Annotated in this window: 14 protein-coding genes; 9 read left to right on the forward strand and 5 right to left on the reverse strand. The window is 38.2% G+C overall.

Annotation, left to right across the window (positions count from 1 at the left end; genetic code table 11):
• Nucleotides 1–4: 4 nt before the first annotated feature.
• Nucleotides 5–1,831, forward strand: coding sequence for an Hsp70 family protein (locus tag AOM43_RS04355; protein WP_006341061.1), 1,827 nt, complete (start codon nt 5–7; stop codon nt 1,829–1,831).
• A gap of 72 nt (nt 1,832–1,903) precedes the next feature.
• Complete coding sequence (locus AOM43_RS04360) at nt 1,904–2,920, forward strand: coiled-coil domain-containing protein (RefSeq protein WP_226987392.1); 1,017 nt, start codon at nt 1,904–1,906, stop codon at nt 2,918–2,920.
• A 45-nt stretch (nt 2,921–2,965) separates the two neighbouring features.
• Here AOM43_RS04360 and AOM43_RS04365 read toward each other — a convergent pair whose 3' ends face one another.
• Nucleotides 2,966–4,009 (reverse strand): FAD-dependent oxidoreductase, encoded by a 1,044-nt coding sequence (locus tag AOM43_RS04365; RefSeq protein WP_059359215.1) that lies wholly within the window; start codon nt 4,007–4,009, stop codon nt 2,966–2,968.
• A 184-nt stretch (nt 4,010–4,193) separates the two neighbouring features.
• On the opposite strand from AOM43_RS04365, the gene AOM43_RS04370 reads away from it, so the two are divergent.
• Genes AOM43_RS04370 through AOM43_RS04390 form a run of 5 tightly spaced genes read left to right on the forward strand, consistent with a single transcriptional unit; the run spans nt 4,194 to nt 10,856 of the window.
• Nucleotides 4,194–4,952 (forward strand): MBL fold metallo-hydrolase, encoded by a 759-nt coding sequence (locus tag AOM43_RS04370; RefSeq protein ID WP_006341065.1) that lies wholly within the window; start codon nt 4,194–4,196, stop codon nt 4,950–4,952.
• Nucleotides 4,949–5,926 carry a chemotaxis protein CheW gene (locus AOM43_RS04375; protein ID WP_059359217.1) on the forward strand — a complete coding sequence of 326 codons (978 nt, stop codon included), beginning with the start codon at nt 4,949–4,951 and terminating at the stop codon, nt 5,924–5,926. The genes AOM43_RS04370 and AOM43_RS04375 overlap by 4 nt, the downstream gene beginning before the upstream one ends.
• Before the next feature lie 9 nt (nt 5,927–5,935).
• Entirely contained in the window at nt 5,936–7,417 is a 1,482-nt protein-coding gene (locus AOM43_RS04380; RefSeq protein ID WP_006341067.1) for a methyl-accepting chemotaxis protein, read from the forward strand.
• Nucleotides 7,418–7,422: 5 nt separating this feature from the next.
• Nucleotides 7,423–9,627, forward strand: a complete 2,205-nt coding sequence (locus AOM43_RS04385; protein WP_013925143.1) for a hybrid sensor histidine kinase/response regulator — start codon at nt 7,423–7,425, stop codon at nt 9,625–9,627.
• Nucleotides 9,624–10,856 carry an adenylate/guanylate cyclase domain-containing protein gene (locus AOM43_RS04390; RefSeq protein WP_006341069.1) on the forward strand — a complete coding sequence of 411 codons (1,233 nt, stop codon included), beginning with the start codon at nt 9,624–9,626 and terminating at the stop codon, nt 10,854–10,856. Before AOM43_RS04385 ends, AOM43_RS04390 begins: the two co-directional genes overlap by 4 nt.
• A gap of 2 nt (nt 10,857–10,858) precedes the next feature.
• On the opposite strand, the gene AOM43_RS13505 is transcribed toward AOM43_RS04390, so the two are convergent.
• The 4 genes from AOM43_RS13505 to AOM43_RS04405 form a co-directional block, all read right to left on the reverse strand.
• The gene (locus tag AOM43_RS13505; RefSeq protein ID WP_006341070.1) at nt 10,859–11,032 is read right to left on the reverse strand and encodes a hypothetical protein; all 174 of its coding nucleotides are present in this window, start codon (nt 11,030–11,032) and stop codon (nt 10,859–10,861) included.
• Nucleotides 11,033–11,092: 60 nt separating this feature from the next.
• On the reverse strand, nt 11,093–12,502 hold the full coding sequence (locus tag AOM43_RS04395) for an efflux transporter outer membrane subunit (protein ID WP_039377111.1): 1,410 nt from the start codon (nt 12,500–12,502) through the stop codon (nt 11,093–11,095).
• A complete protein-coding gene (locus AOM43_RS13645) occupies nt 12,492–13,610 on the reverse strand; it encodes an efflux RND transporter periplasmic adaptor subunit (protein ID WP_059359219.1) in 1,119 nt (372 codons plus the stop codon). Before AOM43_RS13645 ends, AOM43_RS04395 begins: the two co-directional genes overlap by 11 nt.
• A gap of 352 nt (nt 13,611–13,962) precedes the next feature.
• On the reverse strand, nt 13,963–14,430 hold the full coding sequence (locus AOM43_RS04405; RefSeq protein ID WP_006341104.1) for a nucleotide triphosphate diphosphatase NUDT15: 468 nt from the start codon (nt 14,428–14,430) through the stop codon (nt 13,963–13,965).
• Nucleotides 14,431–14,588: 158 nt separating this feature from the next.
• Here AOM43_RS04405 and AOM43_RS04410 point away from each other — a divergent pair, with 158 nt between their 5' ends.
• Together AOM43_RS04410 and AOM43_RS04415 are read left to right on the forward strand one after the other, a co-directional pair.
• Nucleotides 14,589–15,488 carry an NmrA family NAD(P)-binding protein gene (locus AOM43_RS04410; protein ID WP_006341105.1) on the forward strand — a complete coding sequence of 300 codons (900 nt, stop codon included), beginning with the start codon at nt 14,589–14,591 and terminating at the stop codon, nt 15,486–15,488.
• 205 nt (nt 15,489–15,693) lie between these two features.
• Nucleotides 15,694–16,422, forward strand: a complete 729-nt coding sequence (locus tag AOM43_RS04415) for a GNAT family N-acetyltransferase (protein WP_006341107.1) — start codon at nt 15,694–15,696, stop codon at nt 16,420–16,422.
• Nucleotides 16,423–16,425: the final 3 nt, after the last annotated feature.

The following is a 16,425-nucleotide window of genomic DNA, read 5'->3' on the forward strand; positions in this document are numbered from 1 at the left end:
CAAAATGAGTGAGAATAAACAGTGGATTATTGGCATAGATCTTGGAACAACCAATTGCACACTTGCATTTGCAGAATTTGATCCATCCCTTCCACCAACTTCTCAGCCTTTGATTCATCAATTTTCCATTCCTCAGCTTGCAGCAGCAGGTGAGGAACAAGAACTCCCCTCACTTCCCTCTTTTCTGTATTTTCCTTTGCAAGAAGAATTAAAGGCAAAGAGTGCCGCGTTGAGCTGGGATGCCGAACGAGAATTTTGTGTGGGAACATTTGGAAGAGACCGCGGAGGTGAACTTCCCGATCGACTCATTTCATCCGCTAAATCCTGGCTATGCCATTCTGGAGTGGATCGTCGATCCGCCATTTTACCTCCTCATGCAGATGAAAGCCCTAAAATGAGCCCCCTTGAAGTGACCGCACATTTGTTAAGGCATTTGAAAGAAGCTTGGGACACAAAAATGCCCGAAGCCCCATTTGTCGAACAAAAAATCTTAGTTACAGTTCCCGCTTCTTTTGATCCAAGCGCTCGAGAACTTGTTCAAGAGGCTGCTCGTTTAGCAAATTATCCCGAAACAATTTTATTGGAAGAGCCTCAAGCTGCTTTCTACGCATGGATGCACCAACACCACGACATTTGGAGAAATAACCTACTACAAGTAGGTGACAGCATTCTTGTCGTCGATATAGGTGGAGGAACCACGGACTTTAGCTTGATTTCGATATTGGACGAAGCCGGAAATCTCACTTTAAAAAGGCAAGCAGTAGGCTCTCATTTACTTTTAGGGGGTGATAACCTCGATTTAAGCTTAGCCTATCTAGCCCAAAACAAACTGGAAGAACAAGGGCACCATTTAGATGAAAGACAATTGCAAGCTCTCACCCAAACCTGCCGCCATGCAAAAGAATTGTTAATGTCAGAAAATCCACCCAAACATGTGGATGTCACAGTCATGGGAAGAGGCAGCAAACTTATCGGCGGATCACTTAAAACAAAAATTACCTTGGCAGAGGCCAAAGCTATTCTCGTCGATGGTTTTTACCCCTTAATTGCTCCGGAAGACCGCTCCCCTACAGAAAAACGTTTAGGATTGCAACAAATTGGCTTACCTTATGCACAAGATCCACGTATTACGTCACAACTCGCGAAATTTCTTTCAATGACGGGAGAAGGGGATCGTGGAAGCATGGAAGAATTTGTGTTACCCTCAAAAATCTTGTTCAATGGGGGAACAATGAAAGCGCAAGCTTTCCAAGATCGTTTTGTCGAATTATTAAATAATTGGGCTACAACTCTTAATAAAGCTCCTATTCAAGTTCTCCCAAATCCTGATCTAGATTTTGCAGTAAGCCGTGGCGCTGTCTACTATGGCTTAGCTCGCCAAGGAAAAGGGATACGGATTAAAAGTGGCACAAGTAGAAGCTACTATATTGGGGTGGAAGATGCTGTTCCAGCAATTCCAGGGATGCCAACACCTCTTAAAGCCATCTGTGTCGTTCCTTTTGGAATGGAAGAAGGCTCTGAAAAAGAACTTCCCGACCAAGAATTTTCTCTTGTTGTAGGAGAGCCCACAACGTTCCGCTTTTTCAGCCATGCGACTCAAAAATTTGCAGATGGAACAGATCCAGAAATAGGAACCATCATCAAACAATGGAAACAAGAATTAACCGAACTTCCACCCATCGAAACGTTCATTGAAAAAATGGAAGGAGATGGAAAAACACTCCGCGTCAAATTAAAATCTCGTGTTACAGAATTAGGCACTTTAGAATTATGGTGTGTTTCTTCAACTAATCAACATTGGAAATTAGAATTTGATTTAAGACAAAAGTAAACCATGTTTTTAATCTTTATCATTTCTTAACAATTTTGATGCATTCTCCCCCAACATTAAATTGGGGGATATATGAAAATTACAGAAAATCACATTAATAGTTTTAATCTAGAATCTCTTTCTAACTTCAAATCAATTGCTGTAAAAGGCAATGAAATTAGAGTTTTTGAAAATAAAGTTGACAAAGGCTTTAAAAAATTAAAAACCATAAAAATTCTGTCAGATCTTCAAGAAATCATTGGTTCAACGCCTTCTCCAGAAAACACCCAAAAAATTAACGCAATTATTACGCATATCAAAGCTGATAAAGAAAACAAACAAATTGCTTTTAAACCTGCACGAAAAATTGCTAATTGGATGAGTAAATTTTGGAATAAAATCCGTGGTTATGGATTTCAAACTTCACTCGAATTAGCTATCAAAATGTCTAGTGATACAAGATTGATTTGTGCATCACCCGACTCAGGACCGTTTTTAACACCAGAAGACCAAAAAGCGTATTTAGCTAAACGCATCGCGCATGATGCCAAAAACATCGCTGACCAACAACAAGCTGAGCGAAAAAGGCAAGAAGAATTAGAGGCTCATGCTGCGGAAGAAATGGAAGCTGAAAAACAACGTCAGGCAGAGTTAAAAGCTGAAGAAGATCGCTTATTTCAAGAACAAAGCGAGAGAAATAAAGCAAAGACTGAAGCAGAAAATAGAAAGCTTGAAGAAGACCAAATAGCTGAACGAGCTAGACTTGAAGAAAAAAATAGAAGAGAGGCTGAATCATTGGAAAAAAGCCGAAGAGAAAATGAACAAAAAGTTAAAGCTGAAAATGATAAATTAGACCAGCAAATCGCTGAAGAAAAAGCTCGTCAGGCAGAAATCAAAAAGCAAGAAGAACAAAAAGAAGCGGAAAGAAAAGCAGAGAGAGAAGCTAGAATTGCAGCGGAAGAAGCTCAAGAAGCACAAAGAAAAGCCGAACGATTAGCAGATCAAGAGCATGCTCAAGCTTTTGAACAACGCCAAGCAGAGGAACGAGCAAAAAATGCCGCTGAAGCAAACGCTCGAGATGAAGAAGCTCGCCGAGTAGCTAAATCATAATTTTTCTCATTTTAGGAAGCTCTAAGCCAGAGTTTCCTAAAAAATTTATTCTTCATCTATATGCTCTTCTTCAAATAAAAATCGGCTAAAATTAATCAGTTGATCGGTCACTTCTTCCATCTTGTGGTTAAAGTCCACATATGCGGCTTGTCGATCACTATTTTGAAAAAAGTCTCCAGCCAAAACAGCTGTTTGCAAAGAAGTGTTAACTCCCATCCCATGAAAAAAGCTAGCCGTGGCGGCCGCATCACCTAGAACCAAAACCCCTTTTTGCGAAGATGAAAAAGTTTTGGCTTTCTGAAGAAGAATAGAAACATTATCCGCTATAATAACAGGGTCTGTTTCCAGCTTTTCCACTTCTAAAAACCATTCACACTTAGCAACTTTTTCCTTTAAATCTTCCAACGAAATGTGGGCAAATAATTCGGTGTCATGCGTAAAACTCTGTAAAAAAATAATACTTCCCGTTGGAACAGAAATTCTTCGAATAAAGTAATCTTCCTTCTTCAATATGGGTGAGACATCCACTCCCCTTGAATGATCTTTAAAAGGAACGAACGTCCACACACCTACAGCCTGACCTAAGCACTCACACTCAATCCCGGCAAAATCGCGCACCTTACTATGCACCCCATCTGCAGCAACAAGAAAATCATAGGGAAGGGAAATATTTTCTCCAGAAATTGCAACAATGGCTTCTTTTTTATCCTTTTCTAAAGCCCTAAATTCACCCTGAATTTTTTTGATTCCCAACTCCTTAATTCTGGCATTCAATCCTTTCTCCAAATTTTTAATGCGCACCAACCCCATGTGTTCCCCTCCAAAATCTAATACTTGAAGATGGGATAAGGCCACATTCCAGCTTTCTAAAAGATCTAAAGAGGATTTCAAAAGAAAAACAAACTGAGGCCTCGAATAGGACGCTCTTTTTTCGATGATTGTGACGTGCGCACCTTTTTTGTGAGCTTCAATGGCTGTCGCCAGCCCGGTAGGCCCTCCGCCAATGATGAGAACTTCGCTGGATTGTATTTTTTCACAAAAAATCAGGGTGAGAAAACAATAAAATAGAAGAATTTGAAAACGTTTCATCGGTTATGTACTCGCTTGTCAGTAAAGGTTTGGAGTGTAACAAACTTGCGTAAAACCACAAAACAGATTTTTTTTGAACTTTCTCGTAAAAGATCCGTTTGCATTTTTTAAAATCAAAGTTATATACAAAAAAAAGGTGTACTCATCTCTTGATTCTCCATCACTTGTCTAATCATTAGGAAAAATGAAATTACTTTTTTTAGGAACAGGGTCAGCTTTCACAGTCGGAGATGGAAATTACCATTCGAATTTACTATTGCAATCAGATACACACAAAAATCTACTCATAGACTGTGGGAGCGATGCGCGGTTCTCTTTGCATGAACAAAATCTGGATTATCAAGACATTCATGATGTCTATATTAGCCATCTGCATGCCGATCATGTGGGAGGATTAGAATGGCTGGCCTTTCAAACCAAATTTAATTTAGAGGCTCATGCTAAGCCAACGCTTTATATAAATAATGCTTTGGCCGGTCCTTTATGGGAGCATGTTTTATCGGGTGGACTGCATTCTTTGGAAAACGAGGAAGCCTCTTTGGAAAGCTTCTTTCATGTCAAAATAATTTCTCAAACTTTTGAATGGGAAAAGATCCATTTCACATTAATCCCCACAACGCATGTCCTTTCTAATCACATTCCACAACCTTGCTTTGGTCTCTATATAACCTTTAAAGAAAAATCGATCTTCATCACAACCGATACGCAATTTGATCCACAACATTTACTACCTTATTTTGAAAAAGCTGATCTTATCTTTCATGATTGTGAAACTGCCGCGATTTGCAGCGGATGCCATGCCCGCTATCCTGAACTTGCGACCCTTCCTCTTGCTATTAAAAGCAAAATGTGGCTTTACCACTATCAACCAGGTCCCCTTCCAAATGCCTTAAAGGATGGATTTCGTGGATTTGTCCAGAAGGGAGATCGATTTGATTTATGAATGAAAGTGATTTACATTATCTTCTCTTTAAAATCAAAGACAGCCTTTACGCTTTGAATGTGACGTGCATTCTCGAAATTGTCTTGCTACCAGAATTAAAATCTTTATCTTTCTCAGTTCCTGGCTTCGTGGGTTATTTCAATTACCACCAAGACGTTATACCTGTGCTGGATCCCGCAATTTTATTGGGATCCCCTGCAACTCCTTACTCTCTGCAAGACAACATAATCATATTAAAAGATAAGGACTTATGTTATGGCTTGATCATAAAGGATGTCTTAGCGATTTCACCTATCAATTTGAATGTTTCTCAAGCCCTCTTAAAAGAAAATTTGCACAAAACCCACACCCAATTTTTTTCTTCAATCGCTCTTTACAACGAGGAAGCTGTTTTTATTTTAAATCACAAAAACTTATATACATATCCTTCAAAGACTCTTACTAAAGAGAAAACATTGATTTCGATAGCTCTACTTTCACAAGAATACGAAAAAAACATTCTTTCTGAAAGGGCAAAACAACTTTCTCAGACCTTGACGTCAAAAAAAAATCACAACTTAGCTCCATTTGCCATTGCAGAATCAAATAAAGAGTTATTTGGCCTCGAAGTTCAACACATTAAAGAATTTTATTCCGTTCGCAGCTTTACACCATTCCCTTTTTCGCATCCCTATCTCTTCGGTTTCATTAATTTACGTGGAATGATTCTCCCTCTAATTGATAGTGGGACATTCATTCAGTCAAAGCGAGAAAAATATCTTGAATCACTAAAAGTCATTGTGATTGAAATCTCCCAGACTCTCTTTGGACTGGTTGTAGATGATGTGATCGATGTTTTGTTACTTCCTAAAGAAGCGATTAAAACTAGCATCGAAAAAGAAAAAAGTCATTATTTGACCTCAACGATTCATTATAAAAATGCATTTTTAGGTGTTTTAGACACACACAAAATTTTTAAGTTATTTTCCTTATAAGGAGAAAAAATGCTCGATTATTTCAATGCCTTAAAGGTTAGAACCAAGCTGGCCTGGCTGACAGGAATTCTGATTCTAGGGATGCTTATCTACGGCTACATGTCTTCAATCACGGTACAAAAAATTGCTATTAATGGGCCTTACTACCAAGAAATTCGTTCGGGTCAAGCTCTTCTCGCAGATATTCTCCCCCCTCCGGCCTATATTGTCGAATCATATTTGCTCTCTTTTCAAGAAGCCTATGAAAAAGACCCAGAAGAATTACAAAGTCTCATTCAAAAAAGTTTAGACTTACAAAAACAATATAACGAACGCTATAACTTTTGGATGACAAACTTGCCTGAAAGTCCCATTAAACATGTTTTAACGGAATCTCACTTACCTGCCGAAGATTTCTTCACTCAATGGCATCAACAATTTTTACCCGCAATTAAAGCGGGCAATCATGCAAAAGCTGAAGAACTCCTATTTGGTCCCTTAAAAACTTTTTATCAATTGCATCGCGCCAAAATTGACGAGGTCATCCGTTTAACAAATCAATATAACGAAACGATAGAAAGAACCATTAATGACTTGGGTCAAAAAATGCAATTTTTTGCCAACATCAGCTGGATTTTTACGATTTTAATGGGGGTCATTTTAGCTACAATCATTGGGTATTCCGTAACAAACCGTCTGCGTGAAGTTCTGAAAAGAATTTTATCAACCTCAAATGAAATTGATGGCCTTTTAAAAACGCAAACGTCCTTAACCTCTGAACAAGTGTCTTCCGTTAAAGATGCAACTTCCTCTCTAAAAGGATTAAATCGTTCTTTTAAACATACGGAAGAGCTTGCCCTGGATTCAAGCAATCGATGTAAAAACTCCCTTCATGTTTCTGAAAAAGGCAATAAGCTGATTAAGCAAATGCTCGAGGGACTGATTCAACATAAAGACAAAGTTTTAGCAATCGGCCAGCATGTTTTGCGACTGACTGAAATCACCAAACAAATTCACAATATTGCTGCCGTGACGGGAAATATCACTAATCAAACGAACATTTTAGCTCTAAATGCCGCTGTTCAAGCTGCCCAAGTTAAGCAACATAGTGAAAGTTTTTCGGTCATAGCTAGCGAAATACGCAAATTAGCAGATGAAAGCAAAAAATTTTTATTGCAAATTGATGTTTTGGCCGAAGACATTAAATCTGCGACCGATTCAACGATGCAAATTGCCGACGAAGGGAATAAAACGGTACAAGAGTGCATTAAATTGGCCCAATCTTCCACCGAGGCTTTTAATGCAATCATTTCCATTACTACGGACTCATTCGTGGGTGCCGAGCAGGTTTCTAAAAATGTGAAGCAACAAAGCTCTGCAGTTGAGCGGGTCACTGAAGCACTTGACTTAGCAAACACGTCAACAGGTAAAACATTACAAGGAATGGACCAAACGCGTAAAGAACTGGAAAATCTCAATCTTGTTTCTGAAGAACTAAAAACCATTGTGTAAAATATATGATTGAAGATGAAGAGCTTAGAATTTTATTCGAAGCAGAAAGTGAAGAAAAAATTCATTCAATCGAATCCAATCTAAAAAAAATAGAAACCAACTTTCGCGATGAAACCGTTTGGAATGAATTATTGCGTGATGCACATACCCTTAAAGGCTCTGCTCGCTTACTCAAAATTAAATCTATTGAGATTATCACTCACCGATTTGAGGGTATTTTACAACATCTTAAAGCATCCAAAAGTCAAATTTTTCCAGGACAAATAAAACTGTGTTACGAAATTTTAGATGCCATTCACTTATTTACAGAGGAAGAGATTGGGAGAGCTCCAGCACGCGTCGATATTTCAGAACTGTTGGAAAAAGCCTCACATGTCATGCAAGAAGAGGTTCTTTTCTCTTCATCAGCTTCTTCCCCGAAACTCCCTCCTCCTCGCAGTCAAAAAGACACGTCCCTCATTAATAAAATAAAAAAAATTTCTCAAAGAAAAGATTTCCTAACTAAAACGATTGCACCTCATGGCACCCTTAAAAATCAGGACATTCACATATCGACTGTACGCGTTAATTTTGAGCAGATCAACCAGCTAATGAATGAAGTTACAGAATTAAATGTCGTCAAAACCACAATTGAACAACTGAATAGCCAAATTGATTCGCTAGTGGAGACCTGGGAAGAAAAAAAGATCCTCTCAAGAAAATTAGCACATACAAAAATAGAACAACTCAATCAGCAAATTGAAGACAAGCTCAACCTTTTGCAAAATCAAGCAAGGGATCCTATCCATAAATTGCAGGTGATTTCTTCTAAACTCATTCAACATGTTCGCCGTCTTACTTTATTGCCGATTTCCAAACTTTTTGATTTATTCCCAACCATGATACGTGAGCTTGCCTTAAGCTTAGATAAAGAGGTTGAGTTTATCGTTTCTAGTGAAGGGATTGGGGTGGATCGTAAAATCATTGATAATCTAAAGGATCCCCTTACACATATTCTACGCAATGCAATTGCCCATGGAATAGAACCTCCGCAAATCAGAAAAAAGCTCGGCAAAAATCCTAAAGGAAAAGTCGAATTAAAAGCATTTCAGACAGAACAAACGATTGTGATCGAAATCATTGATGATGGCTCTGGTTTAGATTTCACAAAAATTAAGCAAAAAGCCATGGATTCAAAGCTTTTTACCCAAGAAGAACTCGATCATAAAACGCCTCAAGAGCTAATTGAACTAATTTTTCTTCCTGGATTTTCAACCTCTAAGCAACCCTCAGATATTGCAGGTCGTGGGATCGGTTTAGATATTGTCAAAAAAATGGTGCAAGATTGTTCGGGGCATCTCCGTGTGCGTTCTCAAGCGGAAAAAGGGTGCGCATTTTCTATTGAGCTGCCGATTGAATTCGTCACCAATCATGTTTTACTCATTTCACAAAATGGGGACACTTACGCCATTCCTGTTGATAGGGTAGATGCCTGCTTATGGATTAAATCCGAGCAGTTTTTTTCGATTGAAGGACAAGACATGATCAACATTTCTCAAAATCCCTATCCGGTTTATTTTTTAAAATATCTTCTAAATTCAACAAGAGAACACTTTTCACTAGCAGATCCCATTCCTTGTGTCATGATTCGTAAATTTGAAAAACATATTGGATTGGTTGTAGACGCTATCCTTGAAGAACAAGAACTCGTCATTTTTCCTAATAAAACCCCCTTATTTGATTATAAGGGAGTTATCGGAACTGCCATTTTAAAAAATGGCAGTGTTTGCATTGTGATTGACCCATTTGAACTCATTTACCTTTCAAATGTTCAAAATGAAGAAGCTTTACATTTCAAAAGCAAAAAAAAATCCATTTTACTGGTAGACGACTCCACCATTTCACGCGTAATCCTTAAACATGCGTTGGAAGAAAAAAATTATCAAGTGACTATTGCTGAGGATGGCCTACAAGCGCTTGAACTTCTCCAAGAAATGAAATTTGACGCAATGATTACCGATGTAGAAATGCCTCGCATGAATGGATTAGAACTCACTTCACACATTCGAACACAAGATTATAATTACATCCTTCCTATTATCATCATTTCTGATCTATCATCAAAAAAAGATGAAGAAAAAGGGCTAAAAGCTGGTGCTAATGCCTATCTCACGAAATCAGAGTTCAATCTACAAAATATTATCACCACATTAGAAGAGTTAATAAAATGAATGATGACAATAAAAAAACCATTTTAGTCGTGGATGACACTCCCTTGCAAGCGATCATGCTACGTCGTGTACTTGTCCAAGCCAATTACGATGTTCTCACAGCCAAAAATGGAGCCGAAGCCTTAGAATTCTTAAAGAAGCAAAAATTTGCCTTAGTGATCACCGATGTAAATATGCCCATTATGGATGGATTTAAGCTATGCCGCATTATAAAAACCGACCTTAATCTTAGATCGACCCCAGTGATTATTTGCACCGTTCTGGCCTCCCCAGAAGATTTGATTAAAGGGATTGAAGCAGGTGCAGACAACTATATCACCAAGCCTTGGAATAACGATCTCTTGCTCTTGCGCATAAAAGAGCTGGTAGGGAGATCTAGCAGTCCTCAAATTTTTTCGAGTACCGAAGAAATTGTCTTTGGAAATCAAACCTACAAAATTAGCACGAATCGACAATACATTTTGAATTTTTTACTTTCAACCTATGAACATATTCACCAACAAAATATTGAATTGCAAGAGCTTAAAGAGGAAATTCAAAGAAAAAATTCAGAGCTAAAGCAAGCTCAAAAAGAGCAAGAACAAATCATGCTCAATGTCTTTCCCTCTTATGTTGCGCAAGAATTACTAGCCTATGGATCTGTTAATCCTACACGTGTTGAAAATGCAACCGTTGGATTTGTCGATTTTTCCGGATTTACCGAAAGCTCTTCTAAACTAGAGCCCCAAAATTTACTTGAAGTTCTCGAGTTTTATTTCGAAAATTTTGACCGCATCATTGAATCCAGACAAATCGAACGAATTAAAACAATCGGGGATGGCTACATGTTTGCAAGTGGTGTCCTAGAGCATAAAGATTCACCAGCCCTCGATTGTGTCTTAGCAGCGATAGAAATACGTGATTTTATGATAGAATCCGAAGCCTTAGTCAAACAAAAATATCATATTGAATGGAAAGCTCGTCTGGGAATTCATTCTGGTCCTGTCATTGCGGGAGTTGTGGGTAAACAAAAGCTCGCTTATGACATATGGGGCGATACTGTCAATATCGCTAATCATTTACAGGCGCAAAGTGAAGAGGGTAAAATTAATATTTCCCATGAAACTTATGAAAGGATTAAGGATGTTTTTATTTGCACATATCGAGGCAAATTGCCTATTCAAAGACGTAAAGGAACGAATAGTCTTTCAATCGATATGTATTTCGTGGAAAGCCTTAGACAAAAATAAATTCAGGGGTTCAGCAATTCATCTAGAAAATAGGGCCTCATCTTTTGATTATTCCCTTCATTTGCCTGAGGTTTATTAAATTTCTTTCCAAATTCAAAGATGATAACTTCAGAAACTTGTTTGATTTCTTTAGGTAAATTTTTGAGGTTTTTTGATTTCTTATTTTTTTTTGACATAGCTTACCTTACAAAAGAATGAGACAAACCACGTCTTAAAATGCAATTTTTATGCCAGCATCAAGGAAGCGTCCATAATCCACCGATTGCTTTAATCAGATGGATCGTTGAGACATATTGACGTCCGATTCGATTGACAAGATCCCTTTTTAATTCTAATTCGGCTCTTTCACTATCCACAACTTCGAGATAATTGATGACCCCCTCACTGTAACGATCATTCGATAATTGAGTCGTTTCACGTGACGCCGCCACTGCTTTTTCCAAACTGTGAATCTCTTCCCCTTGCAATTTCAAATTCGCTAAAGCACTTTCGACTTCTTCAAATGCAATCAAAACTTGCTGCTGATAGTGAGCATCCGCTTCTCTGAATCTATCCCAAGTAAGACGCAGCTGCGATATGTTGCGCCCTCCGTCATAGATGTTTTCGGTTCCTCGAACATCAATTGCCCATAAACGACTTTTTCCAGATAGGAAGTCATGCAAATCAGGACTTGAAAAACCCAAAGTATTTGTGAGGGTAAAAGAGGGAAAAAACGAGGCGTAGGCAGCGCCTATTAAAGCGTGCTCGGCAGCTGAGCGTCTTTCAGCCTCTCTCACATCTGGTCGTTTAAGTAAAACCTCAGAAGGAATACCCGATGGAATTCTAGGTGGCATTTCTGTAATAGGAGAATAAGCGATTGAAACGTCTAAAGGTGGAACACCAATCAAGAGGGCAATCATGTTTTCATTCAATGCACGCTGTCGCAATACGTCATAATATTGTGCGTTGGCATTTTGATATTGCCGTTCTGCCTGTGAAACATCGATATAGCTAACTAGACCTGCATCATATCGTTCTTGATTAACCTCTACTTCTTCTTTGCGAACACGTATGGTGTCTTTTAAAACATCAATTTGGGCATCTAATGAACGGATTTGAAAATATGTGCTTGCCAGTTCAGATGTTAAAATTAGTACACTGGATTGGAAGGCCATTTCTTGTGCTTCTAATTGTCGTAAAGAAGACCAATATTGACTTTTCAATTTACCCCACAGATCCAATTCATATTTCAAATTGAACGGGAGTGCATATAACATTTGATGCGCACGCAAAATCGTCGGAAGATTCGCAGGTAATCCAAAAACCTCAATCAATCCATTTGTGCTATTGTAGTCGGGATCTAAATTGACTTGAGGATAAAGGTCACTCTTACGAATATCTGCTAACGCTTTAGCTTGAAAAACACGAAACAATGCAGCAAAGAGATTTTGATTATTTCCTAGAGCCTGCAATTCCAGGCTATTTAGAATGGGGTCTTCAAAAATGTCCCACCAATTCTCAACATCTGGATTGGCGATTTCTTCTTGTTCTTCATATTTCCAATGATCGGGTGTGGGAGAACATGAGCGATGATACTTAGGACCTACCACACAACCAGGTAAAAACAACATGCTCAAGCAAAAGTAAAAATAGATTTTAGTCTTCATGATGCTCTGGTAATGGATTATCTATATAAACATCTGCTTGTTGCCCCACATACATGTTATAGTCCTTGGGTTCTTCAAAAGAATAGATCACCTGCAAGACACGTGTGTCCACTCGCTCTTCAGAAGTTCCTGTCAGGGATTTTTTAGGAACAACATAGGGCTCAATACGGACAAATTTAAGCGGAATCATCACATTAGCATTATTTTTGGGATAAGCAACGGCTGGACTATTTTTATCAAAATATCCTGCGTTTTGCTCATCGATATCTACCCGTATTTGCAAGTTCTTCAAATTGCCGACCATCAATAAAGGTTTATTTCTGCTAACAAATTCCCCGTCTCTTACATCTTGTTTAAGCAGAATTCCATCAATAGGTGAACGGACGATTAAACGGTTTAACAGTTCGGTGGTTTCCTCGACTTCGGCTTTGGCTGCCTTCACTCTCATTTCAGCAACCCGGGCTTCATTTTCTCTCGTTGTAACATCTTCTTTGCTGACTGCTCGAGGATCTTTTACCTTCTTAACTCTTTCAAACTGATCGATCGCTTTTCTGAGAGTTGCTTCGGCCACTTCCACATTTGCTCTTTGTACTTCCAGCTTAGCTCTTAATGCCCGAGTGTCAAGTTGTAGGAGTGCATCTCCTCGATGTACAGGATCGCCGACTTTTGTATGGTAGAAATCCAAGGCTTTCTTCGCTCCCTTCATTAAAGGCAGTTTCTCCACATCTTGCTTAGAGACCCATTTATAACGAGTATGCTCACTAGATAGCTGAATAACGGGCTGTTTATCTAAGACAATTTCAAAGAGATGATAAGTATAATCCATTTCAGGCTTGCGTATATAAAGTTGACCAATAGAGCAAAATAAACTCTCACAGCTAACTTGAATGCCTGTTTCTTCAAATAACTCTCTAAAAGCACCTTTTACAACGGTTTCATTAAATTCAATTTTTCCAGCTGGAACTCCCCAAAATCCAGGTTCCTGCTTGCCTTGGGCCAACTCCAAAAGTAAAAGCTTATCATCCACAATGACATAAGTTGCTGCGACCTCTACTTTAGGAGAAAAACCTTCCGGCTTCTCTTCGTAAACGTGTGTTTCTAAGTTCATATTGCCCATACTCTTTTTAGCTTTAAGTATTTGCATTATATTAGATGCGTAATTTCATTGGTATGCAAAATTAAATTTTCAATTCCTCGAAAACACACCCCACAAAAAATCGTGAACTTTAAATTCTCGAATCGAGAAAATAAAATGGAAAAGATTGGTTTAATACAAGGTCGGCCTCGCTTTTAGAATTAGTCTTCCAATTCATTTTATGAGCCGCATTCATAGTCAATATGCGGGATTGACTATCCATTTAGCAGATCACTTTCATCAAATTCATTTTAAACTTTATGCAAGGTCCAAAAAGCAAAAAACTCGCTATGAAAATTTTCCAAATCATTCTTAAAATGCGATCTCAAGCTTCATTTGTCAAATCACTAATGGAAATTTTGTTTTTCAAAGTAATGATTGTAGGAAAAATTGGCGACGGAAGATTCTCCCACTCGAACCATTCCCATCCTTCACATTTATCCGGTTCTAACAGTTGAGGCTCTCCACTAAAACTATCCACAAATACGAATAGCGTAACATAATGTTTTTTGCCGGCATCCATGATATTTTCGACCCAGGGACCAATTTTTAAAGAAATAGCCTGTAAGCCAACTTCTTCCATTAACTCTCTAGAAGCACAGCCTTCGACACTTTCTCCAAACTCTAGGTGTCCACCAGGAAAAGCCCATTTTCCTTCCTCATGCGAGTTTTTTCTTTTACCTAACAAAACTTTATTATTTTTAAAAACAACTACAGCCACACCAATTAAAGGACGTTTTTTGAAATTTTGAAGTTCATTAATATCTAAAATTTGCTCATCCACATTGCCCATTGATTCCTCCCTCAACCATTCAAATAAAAAAATACCATTGACATTGCATTTCCTTACTCATAGATTAATTTTTGATCATATTTGCAAATCCCAAATATGATAGCATTTTTCGCTAAGTCGTCATAACAAAACTCCTAACCTTAACAAGGAAGGCAAAGATGGCATCTTCTAACAAACCGACTGTCCTAGTACTTGGTGCTACAGGTCAGTTAGGAAAAATCATTGCTGATGGTCTCAAAAAAAAGGATTCAGTCACACTTTCAGTGGCAACCAGAAAACGAGAACAATTACCAACGCTTAAAGAAAAATACGGACATGCTGTTTATCTAGATTTTGACGATCCGCGAACTTTTCCTGAAGCTCTGAAAGGTGTAGAAAGACTTTTTTTACTCACAGGCTATACTGTTGATATGCTTGTGCAAAGTAAAGCCATTGTAGATGCCGCTAAAAAGGCCCATGTCAAACATATCGTTCATCTAGGTGTATTTACACCTGAAGAAGACTGCTACGATCCTCATTTCGCTTGGCACCAGATGATTGAAGTGTACATTAAGGCAAGCGGGATTTCTTACACGTTTCTGCATCCGAATTGCTTTATGCAAAATCTTTCAGGATTCTATAGCATGGTTAAGAATGGTAAAGTTCGTTTTTATGCCAATGATAAAAAGTTAGGATGGATTGCCTTAGAAGATGTTGCGGAAGCTTCTGTCAAAATTTTAACTGAAGGTCCAGCGAAACACCACGGAAAAGATTATTGGTTTTCAACAGAGTCTTTAAATTTAGACGAAATTGCCTGGATTCTGACAGAAGTCACAGGCAAAAAATTCATTGCTGACTCACAACCACCCGAGCAATTTATCAAAGATTTCAGCGTTAATGTGACCTACGTAGATCCCTATTTTATTGGAGTACAAAAATTTTTCGAGCAAGTTGTGGACGGTAGAATGGCCTATATTGCTGAAGTCCGCGATGATGCCCCTCTACTCATTGGACGCAAAGGAACGACGCTCAAAGAGTGGGCAAAATTGCACAAGGACGAACTGATTGCATTAGCCTAGGCTCAAGAGATCGTTTTTCTTAAAGCAATATACAATTGGAAATTTTCTCTAAAGGCTGAATAATTTAAAAACGTTTTTATTCTCTTCAGCTGGTTCCAAATATTTCGCATGTGATTTTGATAGAAAAATTTTTCTATTCCTTTTATCATATACCGAAAGGCCTTTAACCTAAAACAACAATCAACTTAATACCCACAAGAGAAAAATGTCTCATAAAGTTGAAACTTTTCCAAATGACACCCTTTCATATGTAGTTCACGACAAAACAGGCGAAGAGATTCTCATCGAACTAAAACAAATCGATCCGCAATCCACATTTCTTTCAGAACAATTCAATGAATATAGCGAAATTTTGGCCGAAGCTTATATGCCCGTAGAAAAGCAATTTGCTATGCAGTTTCCTGAATCAATCGGTAAAGACATGTTTTTAAATACACTTGAACCACTTTTTAAAAATGGTCTCAGCAACGTCAACTGGAATTTTGCCGAAGAGAAAATAAGAGCAATTTTAAGACTTTTTTTTGCAGAGGGCTTTGCAAAAAGCATGGTCGTAAATAAAGAAGTATGCGCCGCTTATGATCATCTAATTGTAACTGCTAAAAATAAAGAGACAAAAGCACCTCTTGGAATCATCTATTTCTTTATTTCTAAAGAACAACCTCAAAGCAACGTACGAGTTCCTGTTTTTGGAATTGCTCCAAAAAATCAAAATCGGGGCCTAGGTAAATTATTAATGAGTTCGATTTTAAATCAATTTCCTGAAACCAAAAAAATTCTTCTTTCCACTCGCATAACGAATGAAAAGGCCCTCAATGCTTATCGCACATGGGGCTTTGCAGAAACACAAAATATGATGGAATATTGGGTGAATATGGAATGTGAGATAGAAAAATCGCCTGCTCTAAAAAAAGCTACAGAACCATGCTTCGTTTAAAAG

The sequence above is a fragment of the Parachlamydia acanthamoebae genome (assembly GCF_000875975.1).
Taxonomy (GTDB): Bacteria; Chlamydiota; Chlamydiia; order Chlamydiales; family Parachlamydiaceae; genus Parachlamydia; species Parachlamydia acanthamoebae.